The organism is Faecalibacterium sp. AM43-5AT (assembly GCF_003603345.1).
GTDB classification, from domain to species: Bacteria; Bacillota; Clostridia; order Oscillospirales; family Ruminococcaceae; genus Faecalibacterium; species Faecalibacterium taiwanense.
Window position 1 is genome coordinate 72,396 of sequence record NZ_QVGZ01000012.1, and the last position, 11,709, is coordinate 84,104.

Consider the following 11,709-nt stretch of genomic DNA (forward strand, 5'->3'; position numbering starts at 1 on the left):
TGCTGTTTTGCGCCTGCTATCCATAATACGAAAGAACAGCCCGGCAGAATTGCACCGCAAATGTAACCATTTTATGAACAGCGTTACAGCATAAGGGCATCCAGCTCGCCGTGGTTCACCGGCGTAGAAAGGATGATCTGGGTGCTGGTGGTACCCAGCTTCTGGAACTGCAGGATCAGGTGCTCCAGCTGGGGCATGCTGCCGCAGCTCACCTTGACAAGGAAGGTGTATGCACCCGTGACGTGGTAGCACTGCAGCACTTCCTTGCTGCTTTGCAGCAGCTCCAGAAAGGCATCCTGCTTGGAAGGTGCTACCGAAAGGCTGATGAGGGCATCCACATACATCCGGTCAGCGGGGCGGTTCAGGGTGACGGTGTAGCCGCTGATGATGCCATCCGTTTCCAGCTTGTGAATGCGGCTGGAAACAGCAGGACTGGTCAGCGATACCTGCTCGGCGATCTCCTTGACCGGCATCCGGGCGTTCTTGGCCAGCAGGGAGAGAATCTTACGATCCAGATCATCCATGGGGAATACTCCTTTTTGAAAATATGTTGGATTGTATAAAATTTTCTGAAAGTAAAGTTTTATTGTTGGTGCAAACATACAAAAGCCAAAAAATTTTGCTTTTGCTTTGCTTTGCGTTAATTATATAAAGTTTTACCGAAAAAGTAAAGACTTAATTTAAAGCAAAACCGGAAAATTTTGTTTGACAAGAAAATAAAAAGGGGTATAATACATCATGCAAGGCAGCGCAGAACAGAAAGCGCCTGCCGCTTTGAATTTGAGATTCACCACTTTATATACTTTCCCACCCCTCTATACACAAAAGCCCGCTGCCAGGCGGGTTTTTGTGTTTGTTGGGGATTTTTTCTTTTTGAAAAAAGCAGTGGCAGACAATGTACTCGACCCATAGAGCAGCTGCTTTCGGCTGCGACCCCGCCCGTGAAAATGCAAGCCCGGAAAGTCCGCAGACTTTCCGGGCTTGTTCTATCTCAAAATATTATTCCGCTGATGATAGCCGGAGCACAGCGGAGGCGATTTAGATCGTGTGCGCCTATCAGACCAGATACCCTTCAAAGCAGTGCAGGTCTTCCGTCTTGACGATGCCCTCCAGATACAGCCCGTCCTCCCGGTATTCCTCCACCTGCACGCTGCCGCGCTCCCGCATGGGGGCGGCAAGGCCCAGTTTATCGTAGGGCAGCAGCACCTTTAAGGTGTGCACCCGGTCGCTGAGCACCTCGTCCAGCTTTGCCAGCAGTGCGTCCAGACCGTAGCCGGTCTTGGCGCTGGTGAGCAGGATGTCCGGGTCAAAGCTCATGGCACCCGGCTTATCGCACTTGTTGTAGACGGTCAGGCGGGGGATGTCCGCACAGTCCAGCCCGTCCAGAACCTCGTCCGTGACGGCCAGCTGCTCTTCCCGCTGCTCATCGCCTGCGTCTGCCACACGGATGATCACGTCCGACCATGCCGCTTCTTCCAGCGTGGACTTGAAGGCTTCCACCAGATTGTGGGGCAGGCGGGACACAAAGCCCACCGTGTCCACCAGCAGCACCGCCATGCCGCTGGGCAGTATCAGCTTGCGGCTGGTGGGGTCCAGTGTGGCGAACAGCATGTCCGCTTCCGCTACGCTGGGGCCGCACAGAGCATTCATCAGGCTGGATTTGCCCACGTTGGTATAGCCTACAAGGCTGACCACCGGCATCCCGGTCTTGGCACGGGCCTTGCGGCTCTCGCCCCGGCGCTTTTCCATTTCGGCCAGCTTTTCAGCCAGCGCATCGATGCGGGCATGCACATGACGGCGGTCCAGTTCCAGCTTGGTCTCACCGGCACCGCGGCGTGCACCACCACCGCCGCCGCCACCGCCGCCCTGACGGCTGAGCGCTTCGCCCATGCCCTGCAGACGGGGCAGGCGGTAGCGCAGCAGGGCCAGCTCGGTCTGCAGTTTGCCTTCGTTGGTGACGGCGCGGCTGCGGAAAATTTCAAGGATCAGCATGGTGCGGTCGATCACTTCCAGTCCGCCCAGCGCATTGGAGATGTTGCGGATCTGGCTACCGGTCAGTTCACCATCAAATACGGCGCATTCCGCGCCCAGCGTTTCGGCGGCAAGGCTGGCTTCCTCCAGCTTGCCGCTGCCCAGTACGATGCCGGTCTCCGGGGTCTGGCGCTTCTGGGTCACCTGCGCCACGGCTTCCATGTGATTCGCCTCACACAGGGCAGAAAGCTCTGCAAGGCTGCGCTCGCAGTCCCACAGGCCCTGATCCAGCGCCAGCAGAATGACCTTCGTCGGGGGTGTTTCTACCAAAATATCGTAAAGTTCGCTCAAGGTAAGTCCTTTCTGTTATATCGTTCTCTTGTCAGCAGATAGCTTCTGCACTCCACCGGTGTGCCGTCAAATTTATGATCAATGGCATCGTGGTGGTAGAGAAAGCCTGCTTTTTCCATCACCCGGCCGCTGGCAGGGTTCTCTTTTGCGTGGCAGCAGGTGAGCCAGCCGCCGTCTGTATTCTCAAACCAGTAGTTTACTGCTGCTTTTAAAGCTTCGGTTGCAAAACCATGGTTCCACCAGTGCTTCCCGATGCAGTAGCCTGCTTCCCAGATGCCGTCTGTGCAGTCCTGTTGCGGCCAGAGAGCTTTCTGTGCCGGGTCACCGAGCAGAGCATTGAAGATGCTGATGCTGCCAAACACCTGCCCGGAAGCCTTTTCCACAATGGCCCACTGGTAGTAGTCCGGGTTCGGGTAAAGGGTGGCCCATGCCGCCAGCAGACCTACGGTCTCCAGCGCGTTTTTGTGCGGCTCCCACCGCAGAAAGCGGGTCACTTCCGGGTCGGATGCCCAGTTCGTATACATCTGCTCGGCATCCTCGGGCAGAAGCTGGCGCAGGAAAAGCCGGTCGGTCTCAAGCGTTTGCGTTCCGGCATGGCGCATGGCACACACCTCCCCACTTTATAAAGTATGCATAGGATAGCACAAATTTTGCGTTCCTGCAAGCGCCGCCGTGAAAAAACGCTTGACCGGACGGCATTTGTGCATTAAACTGAAAGCCAAGCGTTTTTGTAGGAAAAAGGAGAACTCCCTCATGAAGGATGTGCGTGAAATTTTAAAAAAGCGCCCACTGCTGTTCGACGGCGGCATGGGTACATATTATAAGGCAAAGCCCGGGCAGGAATGTGAGCAGGCAAACCTGCTGGACCCGGACGGCATTTTGACCGTGCACCGCGCATATCTGGAAGCGGGTGCCGATGCGATCAAGACCAACACCTTCGGCCTGCCGCGCATGGCAGCAGCGCAGAACCCCATGTGGGAGGCCATGGCGGACGAAGGCTGGAAGCTGGCTGCACAGGCCGCTGCAAAGACCAGCGCTGCCGTGTTTGCCGATCTTGGCCCGGCCCCGGACACGGAATCGCTCCCGGCGGCACAGACCTATACGGCCCTTGCCGAGCGGTTTGCCGCATTGGGGGCAAAGAACTTTTTGTTTGAGACGCTGAGCAGCGATGCCGGTGTGGCCGAAGCTGCGCGGCAGATCAAAGAAGCAGTGCCGGATGCCTTTGTGCTGGTGTCCTTTGCGGTGCTGCCGGACGGTTACACCCGTGAGGGACGGCACTGTACTCAGCTGGTGCGCAGCATGACCGCCTGCGGTGCAGTGGATGCCGTGGGCCTGAACTGCGTTTCTGCTCCCGGTGCCATGCGCACACTGGTGCAGCAACTGGGCAGAACAGAGCTGCCCCTGTCTGTCATGCCCAACGCAGGCTACCCGGTGGTCACCCGCACCCGGGTGCAGTATCAGGGCAGGCCGGAGTACTTTGCACGGGAGCTGGCCCGCCTTGCCGCCGAGGGTGTGCGCATTCTGGGCGGCTGCTGCGGCACTACGCCTGCCCACATTGCGGCACTGCGTGCGGCACTGGATGCCTTGCCGGAAACACTGCCTGCAGCCCCGGCAGCAGCAGTCTCCACTGCCGCAAAGCCGGAGGTGGAAAAAGACGATGCCTTCCTGCGCAAGCTGAACGCGGGCAAAAAGGTGATCGCCATTGAGCTGGACAGCCCCAAGGATGCCGACCTGACCGGCTATCTGGACGGTGCACGCCGCCTGCAGGCTGCTGGTGCAGACCTTTTGACCATTGCGGACTGTCCTATTGCCCGGGCAAGGATGGATTCCTCGCTGGTGGCCTGCCGGGTGCACCGGGAGCTGGGGCTGAACGTGCTGCCCCACATGACCTGCCGTGACCGCAACCTGAACGCCACCAAGGCCCTGCTGCTGGGCCTGTACGCCGAGGGCGTGCGGGAGGTGCTGGCCATCACCGGCGACCCCATCCCCACCGCAGAGCGGGACGAGGTGAAGAACGTGTACCAGTTCAACTCCCGCAAGCTGGCGCAGTACATCGTCTCGCTGGCAGGGGAGGGCCGGGAGATGCCCTCGCCCCTCACCGTGTTCGGTGCGCTGAACCTGAACGCCCGCAACTTTGATGTGGAGCTGCGCCGCGCACAGGAAAAGCTGCAAAATGGCATGAGCGGCTTCCTTACCCAGCCGGTGCTCTCCGCACAGGCGGTGGTGAACCTGAAAAAGACCCGCGAAACACTGGGCGAAAAGGCGAAAATTCTGGCCGGCATCATGCCGGTGGTGAGCCAGCGCAACGCCATCTTTATGGAGAACGAGGTCAACGGCATCCATGTGGACGCTGAGATCATCGAGCGTTTTGCCGGGCTGGACCGTGCGCAGGGCGAAGAGCTGGGGCTGGAAGTCTCGGTGAAGGCCGCGCAGGCTGCAGCGCCCTATGCAGACGGTTTTTACCTGATGACCCCCTTCAACCGCATCGCCCTGATGGAGCGGCTCATTGCAAGGCTGAAGGATGAAGGAATCGCGGATTGAAAATGGCCGATGCGTTTGCTCTGGCCATTGATCGCGGAAAAAATATTTTTTATATTTGCGTTTGCCGTGGTCTGCGGGCCGCTCCAAACGCGCTTTCACGAATAAGGCCCAAACCGTAAGATGCATCGGGATAAATTTTTTGAAGAAAAAGTAATTGACAAATCGCACAAAAAACGCTATATTCTTTTATAAATGCGTTGAAGAAGAGTGTGTATCGCTTTTGCCATCCAGAGAGCCGGGGGCTGCTGAAAACCCGGTATGGCCCGGCGGTGTGCTGTCACTTTGGAGCAGGAGCGGTGAGCTGAAGAGCAAGCCGCTCTCGGAGCTGTCCCACGTTACCGGGGCATCAAGGGGCGCAGGATGCTCTGCGCAATTTGGGTGGTACCGCGGTTATTACAGCCGTCCCATGGAACGTTCCGTGGGACGGCTTTTTTCGTCCCACTTCATCATTTTTTACTGGGAGGACCCTATGAAAGAACTTGCAAAACAGTATGATCCCAGCCAGGTGGAAGACCGCATCTACCAGTTCTGGCTGGACGGCGGCTACTTCCACACGAAGGCCGACCCCGACAAGAAACCCTACACCATCGTCATGCCGCCCCCGAACGTCACCGGTCAGCTGCACATGGGCCATGCGGTGGATAACACCATGCAGGACATCCTCATCCGCACCAAGCGGATGCAGGGCTATGCCGCCCTGTGGGTGCCCGGTACCGACCATGCATCCATCGCTACCGAAGCCAAGGTGGTGGAGGCCATGCGTGCCGAGGGCCTGACCAAGGAGATGGTGGGCCGCGATGGTTTTCTGGATCGTGCATGGGCATGGAAGACCAAGTACGGCAACCGCATCGTCAGCCAGCTGAAGAAGCTGGGCAGCAGCTGCGACTGGGAGCGTGAGCGCTTTACTATGGACGAGGGCTGCTCCGAGGCTGTCAAGGAAGTGTTCGTGCGCCTGTACGACAAGGGCCTGATCTACCGCGGCAACCGCATGGTCAACTGGTGCCCCCACTGCAACACCTCCATTTCTGATGCCGAGGTGGAGTACGAAGAGAAGGACGGCAGCTTCTGGCACCTGCTGTACCCGGTCAAGGAGACCGGCGAGATGCTGGAGCTGGCTACCACCCGTCCCGAGACCATGCTGGGCGATACCGCTGTTGCCATCAACGGCGATGACCCCCGCTATGCCCATCTGCACGGCTGCCATGTGGTGCTGCCCCTGCTGAACAAGGAGATCCCCATTGTGTGCGACGAGCACGCCGACATGACCAAGGGCACCGGTGTCGTCAAGATCACCCCCGCCCACGATCCCAACGACTTTGAGGTGGGCCTGCGCCACGACCTGCCCATCGTGCGTGTGTTCACCTACGACGGCCACATGACCGGTGCCGCCGACAAGGCTGCTGCCGATGCCCTGTTCGCCGCCGGCAAGAACGCCATCAATGAGCCGGAGGTGCTGGACTGCGGCAAGTACGCCGGCATGACCACCCTCGAGGCCCGCAAGGCCATTCTGGCCGATCTGGAAGCAGGCGGCTTCCTGAAGGAGATCGAGCCCCTCAAGCACGAGGTGGGCACCTGCTACCGCTGCCACTCCACCATCGAGCCCATGGTGTCCAAGCAGTGGTTCGTCAAGATGGAGCCGCTGGCAAAGCCCGCCATCGAGAGCGTGGAAAAGGGCGAGATCAAGTTCGTGCCCGAGCGCTTCACCAAGAACTATATGAACTGGATGAAGAACACCCGCGACTGGTGCATCAGCCGTCAGCTGTGGTGGGGCCATCAGATCCCGGCATGGTACTGCGACGACTGCGGCGAGACCGTGGTGGCAAAGTCCGCTCCCTGCGCCTGCCCCAAGTGCGGCAGCACAAAGCTCACGCAGGACCCAGATACGCTGGATACCTGGTTCTCCTCCGCTCTGTGGCCCTTCAGCACGCTGGGCTGGCCCAATGAGGAGAGCGAAGACCTCAAGTATTTCTACCCCACCAACACCCTCGTTACCGGCTACGACATCATCGGCTTCTGGGTCAGCCGCATGATCTTCTCCGGTCTGGCCTACACCGGCAAGGCACCCTTCAGCACTGTCTGCATCCACGGTATCGTGCGCGACAGTCAGGGCCGCAAGATGTCCAAGAGTCTGGGCAACGGCATCGACCCGCTGGAAGTCATTGCCCAGTACGGTGCAGATGCCCTGCGCTTTATGCTGGTGGACGGCTCCACTCCGGGCAACGACATGCGTTATATCGAAAAGAAGGTGGAGGCTGCCCGCAACTTTGCCAATAAGCTGTGGAACGCTACCCGCTTTGTGCTGATGAACCTGCCCGAGGACTTTGCCCCGGGCCTGCCCAGTGAGGACAAGCTGGACATGAGCGACAAGTGGGTGCTCACCAAGCTGAATCAGGTGGCCGGTGCCATGACCGACAACCTCGACCACTACGAGATGGGTCTGGCCGCTGCCAAGATCAACAGCTTTATTTGGGATGTCTACTGCGACTGGTTCATCGAGATCGCAAAGCCCCGCCTGAACTCCGGCGATGCCGAGCAGGCCGACACCGCCCGCCGTGTGCTGGTGTATGTGCTGGACAAGGCCCTCAAGCTGCTGCATCCCTTCATGCCCTTCATCACCGAGGAGCTGTATCAGGCTCTGCCTGGCTCTGCCGAGACCATCATGACCCAGAGCTGGCCCACCTTCGACGAAGCTCACAACTGGGCCGACGAAGAGGAAGCCTTTGAAAAGGTCATGGACTACATCAAGGCCGTGCGTACCATGCGCACCGAGATGAATGTCCACCCCGCCAAAAAGACCAGCATGATCATCGAGACTGCCGATGCCGCACCCTTCCAGAAGGCACAGGTCTATCTGGCAAAGTTCGCCTTTGCCACCGACGTGACCTTTACCGAGAAGTACGAGGGCAGCACCGACGGCATGGTGCAGGTGTCCACCCACGCCGCCCGCGGCTTCATCCCCATGATGGAGCTGATCGACCGCGACAAGGAACTGGCCCGCCTGAACAAGGAAAAGGCCAAGGCCGAAAAGGAAATGGCCATGTTCGCGAACCAGCTGAACAACCCCAAGTTCGTGGAGCGCGCCCCGGCGGCACTGGTGGAGGATATCCGCAATAAGTACGCCAAGAGCCAGGATAAGCTGGCCAACATCGAGCAGAGCATCAAGGCTCTGGGCTGATTTGAGCGGGGAATATAACAGCAGCGCACAGCGCACTTCGCCGTGGGTGACCGCAGGGCGGGTGATCTTTACCCTTGCTCTCATCGGCTGCATTGCGTTCATCTTTTCCAATTCCATGAAGATCGCCTCGGTGTCTACTGTGTCCAGCAGCCGGGTGCTCACTCTGCTGCAGGCGGCTCTGCGCCGTCTGGGCCATCCGGCCCTTGCCCAGCGCCTGACCGACCACATCGTGCGCAAGCTGGCACACTTCTGCGAGTATATGCTGGAGGGCTTTCTGCTCATGCTGTGTATGCGGGTGTATACCCGGCAGTATATCTGGCACATCAGCGTGCCAATGCTGGGCGGCGTGCTCACTGCGCTGACCGATGAGACCATCCAGATCTTTTCGCCCGGACGCAGCAGTCAGGTCACCGATGTGTGGCTGGATTCAGCCGGTGTTCTGGCGGGCATCCTTACGGCGCTGGTGCTCATGGCGCTGTGCAGATTGTTGTTCAATCATCGTAATAAGGAGTAACCAATGACCATCGAACAGGCAAATCAGTATTTTGCCGCCCTGCCGGACGGTTTTGCCTCCACCGAACAGCTGCGCGCCGCGTTCACCGCGCCGGTGCAGAAGGTGCAGTTCGTGGGCGTGGCAGGCACGGCAGGCAAGACCGTGACGGCCCGCCTGCTGGCGGCCATCCTGCACGCACAGGGGATCCATGCCGGCCTGTACCATGCCGGATGCCGCCCGCTGTCGGAGCGCATCTGCATCGATGATGCCCCGGTGGACGAGGGCCTGCTGGCGCTGACTGCGGATGCCCTTTCCGCAGCCGAAGCCCTGCCGCAGGATGCAGCGGAGCTGGCCGCTGCGGCCAACTGCTTTGGCGCAGCGGGCTGCACGCTGGCCGTGGTGGAACTGCCGGATGCGGGCCTTGCGGAAGCGCTGCCCGGCATGCCGGTGTGCGCCGTCACCTCGGTCGGCCCGGACGGTGTGAGCCGCTCGGTGGAGCGCCTTGCGGCTCTGGCAGCAGGTGTCATGCGCAAGGAAAGCATCTGCGTCACCGCGCCGGAGCAGCCCAAGTCTGTGCTCAGCGAGCTGATCGTGGCCGCAGGCAAGTGCGGCTGCGAGCTGGTGGTGCCGGACCCGGAGGATATCACCTTTCTGGAGGCAGAAAAGTTTGCCAGCAAGGTGGACTACGGCGGGTACACTGTGCCGCTGGCTTTTCTGGGCCGTCATGCGGCGGGCAGCGCTGCCATGGCTGTGGAGCTTTCGCTGGCGCTGTGCCGCAAGGGCTTTGATATTACCGACGATGCCATTCTGGAAGGTCTGGCTGCGGTGGAGAACCGCAGCAGCATCCGGGTCATCTCGCAGCGCCCACTCATCATTCTGGATGCCTGCCGCACCCCGCAGCAGGCAGCAGCCTTGCTGCGTGTGCTCAACATGGCCAAGGTGCGCCATATGAGCGCCATCATCGGTCTGGCAGAGGAGGAGGGAGCCGAAGCGTTCTTCTCCGCACTGGAGACCGGCCTGACCCCTGAAGAGCAGAAAAAGGATAAGTCCACCATGCCCGGCATGAGTGAGAACCCCTTTGATAAGGTGTATCTTGTCACCCCGGCAGGCGGCGATGACGAGATGACGGCCCGTTTGACCGAAAAGGCAAAATATCATTTTGATGCCGAGATGTGCACCAGCATTGCCGAAGCAGTGGAGCTGGCTCATGCCAACACCCGCCGCGGCCTGCTGGTCTGCGGCGGTGAAGCTGCCGCGCTGGAAGCGGCCGAACTGCTGGTGAACAGCTGAGCCGACACACTTCCCTAAAAAATAAACGAAAGATCCCGTACACTGAAACCATGTGTACGGGATCTTTTTATTTTTGGCAAAGGAGATGGACAAACCATGGCAACGGTAAGCTTCAGCCCGGCGGGCGATGTGCTTTATGCCTACCTTGCGGGCGAGATCGATCACGATGCGGCGCAAAGCCTGCGCATCCAGCTGGATGATGCACTGGTCAGCCGCGCCCCGCAGACCATGATCCTGGATTTTGGCGGGGTCGGATTTATGGATTCATCCGGTGTAGGGCTGATCCTGGGGCGGCAGCGCATTGCCCGCACACTGGGTACGGCACTGCGGGTGCAGCACACACCGTCCCAGCTGGAAAAGGTACTGCAGCTGGCGCGCATCCCCTGCACGGATGCAGGACAGAAGGAGGAATAAACCATGAAAGCGGAAAACACAACAAAGATCCAGTTCGATTCCCTCAGCGTGAATGAAAGCTACGCCCGGGGCGCAGCGGCGGCCTTTCTTGCCCGGTACGACCCCACCGTGCCGCAGCTGGCCGACATCAAAACGGCAGTGTCTGAGGCGGTGACTAACTGCATCGTCCATGCCTACCCGGATCACATCGGGCCGGTGGCCATGAGCATTGCAGTCTATCCCGGGCGGGAGGTACACATCACGGTGGCAGATAAGGGCATCGGCATCCCGGATATCCCGCAGGCCATGGAACCGCTGTTCACCACCGGAAACCCGGAGGAACGCTCCGGGCTGGGCTTTGCGGTGATGCAGAGCTTTATGGATAAGGTCAAGGTCATCTCAAAGCCCGGCAAGGGCACAAAGGTGCTGCTCATCAAGCGTCTGGCCCAGAGAGAATGATACATAACAGGAAAGGCAGGCAGGAGCATGGTATCGGATAAGACCCGGCGGGACGCATTCATTGAGCAGAATCTGGGGCTGGTGCACGCCTGCGCCGGGCGCTTCCGCGGGCGGGGCATAGAGTACGATGACCTGTACAGTGCCGGATGCATGGGACTTGTAAAAGCCTGCGATAATTTTGATGAGAGCCGCGGCGTATGCTTTTCTACCTATGCAGTGCCGGTAATTTTAGGCGAGATCAAAAAGCTGTTCCGGGACAGCGGCACAGTCAAGGTGAGCCGCTCCTTAAAAGAATTGGGGATGCGCGTACAGGCGGCACGGGAGCATCACATGAAAGTGTGCGGTACGGAGCCGACCCTTTCTCAGCTGGCGGAAGAATTGAATGAACCTACAGAGAACATCACACTTGCCATTCAGGCGGCACAGCCCGCCATGAGCCTGACCCCGGAAAATGAAGAAGAGGACCGGCAGATGGATATTCCAGTAGAATCTCCGGAAGAAGCATTGGCAGAACGTATCAGTCTGGAAGAGGTGCTTCACGCTTTGCCGGAACAGGACAGGCAATTGATCCGCCTGCGGTTTTATGGCAACAAGACCCAGAGTGAAACTGCAAAGGTGCTGCATACCACACAGGTGCAGATCTCCCGGCGGGAACGCAAGATACTGGTGCAGCTGCGCCGCCGACTTTTAGAAGATTAGATGTCATACTTTCCAGATTAAAAGGAAAAAACTGGGCAAAAAGCCAAAAGCCGGATTTTTGCGAAAAATATGAAGAAAATGCTTGCTTTTTGCAAAAGGCTGTGCTAAAATACATTACTGTCAGGCGGACATCCAACAGAATGAAACACTTCAGAAGGAACGTCCTAACGTGAAGAATCGATGAGCTTCGACAAGAAACTCAAAAATAATTCAAAAAAGTGCTTGACAGTTTATCACGAAAGTGATAAAATAAATAAGCTTTCAGCCGCAAGGTTGAGGCGCTACAGGACCTTGAAAATTGAACAATATCGAAAAACTTGTAAGGAACCTTTTAAGT

10 protein-coding genes are annotated in these 11,709 nt (G+C 58.5%); 7 read left to right on the forward strand and 3 right to left on the reverse strand.

Going from position 1 to position 11,709, the window contains the following annotated elements; translation table 11 throughout:
• Positions 1–83: 83 nt before the first annotated feature.
• The 3 genes from DW937_RS12475 to DW937_RS12485 all read right to left on the reverse strand — a co-directional run bounded on the left by DW937_RS12475 (position 84) and on the right by DW937_RS12485 (position 2,924).
• Positions 84–524: an Lrp/AsnC family transcriptional regulator gene (locus DW937_RS12475; RefSeq protein ID WP_005945452.1), complete on the reverse strand. Its 441-nt coding sequence runs from the start codon at positions 522–524 to the stop codon at positions 84–86.
• 532 nt (positions 525–1,056) lie between these two features.
• Positions 1,057–2,322, reverse strand: coding sequence for a GTPase HflX (hflX, locus tag DW937_RS12480; protein ID WP_120121114.1), 1,266 nt, complete (start codon positions 2,320–2,322; stop codon positions 1,057–1,059).
• Positions 2,319–2,924 (reverse strand): GNAT family N-acetyltransferase, encoded by a 606-nt coding sequence (locus tag DW937_RS12485; RefSeq protein ID WP_097776630.1) that lies wholly within the window; start codon positions 2,922–2,924, stop codon positions 2,319–2,321. The genes hflX and DW937_RS12485 overlap by 4 nt, the downstream gene beginning before the upstream one ends.
• Positions 2,925–3,075: 151 nt before the next feature.
• On the opposite strand from DW937_RS12485, the gene DW937_RS12490 reads away from it, so the two are divergent.
• From DW937_RS12490 to DW937_RS12520, 7 genes are all read left to right on the forward strand, one after another.
• Entirely contained in the window at positions 3,076–4,863 is a 1,788-nt protein-coding gene (locus tag DW937_RS12490) for a bifunctional homocysteine S-methyltransferase/methylenetetrahydrofolate reductase (RefSeq protein WP_120121116.1), read from the forward strand.
• Between the two features lie 469 nt (positions 4,864–5,332).
• Positions 5,333–8,038 carry a valine--tRNA ligase gene (locus DW937_RS12495; RefSeq protein WP_120121118.1) on the forward strand — a complete coding sequence of 902 codons (2,706 nt, stop codon included), beginning with the start codon at positions 5,333–5,335 and terminating at the stop codon, positions 8,036–8,038.
• A 1-nt stretch (position 8,039) separates the two neighbouring features.
• The gene (locus tag DW937_RS12500; protein WP_101956512.1) at positions 8,040–8,552 is read left to right on the forward strand and encodes a VanZ family protein; all 513 of its coding nucleotides are present in this window, start codon (positions 8,040–8,042) and stop codon (positions 8,550–8,552) included.
• Positions 8,553–8,555: 3 nt separating this feature from the next.
• Positions 8,556–9,821 (forward strand): folylpolyglutamate synthase, encoded by a 1,266-nt coding sequence (locus DW937_RS12505; RefSeq protein ID WP_120121120.1) that lies wholly within the window; start codon positions 8,556–8,558, stop codon positions 9,819–9,821.
• Positions 9,822–9,917: 96 nt separating this feature from the next.
• Positions 9,918–10,235, forward strand: a complete 318-nt coding sequence (locus tag DW937_RS12510) for an STAS domain-containing protein (protein WP_005945481.1) — start codon at positions 9,918–9,920, stop codon at positions 10,233–10,235.
• 3 nt (positions 10,236–10,238) lie between these two features.
• The gene (gene spoIIAB / locus DW937_RS12515; protein WP_005945484.1) at positions 10,239–10,673 is read left to right on the forward strand and encodes an anti-sigma F factor; all 435 of its coding nucleotides are present in this window, start codon (positions 10,239–10,241) and stop codon (positions 10,671–10,673) included.
• A gap of 27 nt (positions 10,674–10,700) precedes the next feature.
• Positions 10,701–11,372, forward strand: coding sequence for a sigma-70 family RNA polymerase sigma factor (locus DW937_RS12520; protein ID WP_097776626.1), 672 nt, complete (start codon positions 10,701–10,703; stop codon positions 11,370–11,372).
• Positions 11,373–11,709: the final 337 nt, after the last annotated feature.

What these genes read in the sequence shown, in the direction of transcription:
- DW937_RS12475 (WP_005945452.1), bottom strand. Translation starts at nt 524, where the DNA reads ATGGATGATCTGGATCGTAAGATTCTCTCCCTGCTGGCCAAGAACGCC.
- DW937_RS12485 (WP_097776630.1), bottom strand. Translation starts at nt 2,924, where the DNA reads ATGCGCCATGCCGGAACGCAAACGCTTGAGACCGACCGGCTTTTCCTG.
- DW937_RS12490 (WP_120121116.1), top strand. Translation starts at nt 3,076, where the DNA reads ATGAAGGATGTGCGTGAAATTTTAAAAAAGCGCCCACTGCTGTTCGAC.
- DW937_RS12495 (WP_120121118.1), top strand. Translation starts at nt 5,333, where the DNA reads ATGAAAGAACTTGCAAAACAGTATGATCCCAGCCAGGTGGAAGACCGC.
- DW937_RS12505 (WP_120121120.1), top strand. Translation starts at nt 8,556, where the DNA reads ATGACCATCGAACAGGCAAATCAGTATTTTGCCGCCCTGCCGGACGGT.
- DW937_RS12510 (WP_005945481.1), top strand. Translation starts at nt 9,918, where the DNA reads ATGGCAACGGTAAGCTTCAGCCCGGCGGGCGATGTGCTTTATGCCTAC.
- spoIIAB (WP_005945484.1), top strand. Translation starts at nt 10,239, where the DNA reads ATGAAAGCGGAAAACACAACAAAGATCCAGTTCGATTCCCTCAGCGTG.
- DW937_RS12520 (WP_097776626.1), top strand. Translation starts at nt 10,701, where the DNA reads ATGGTATCGGATAAGACCCGGCGGGACGCATTCATTGAGCAGAATCTG.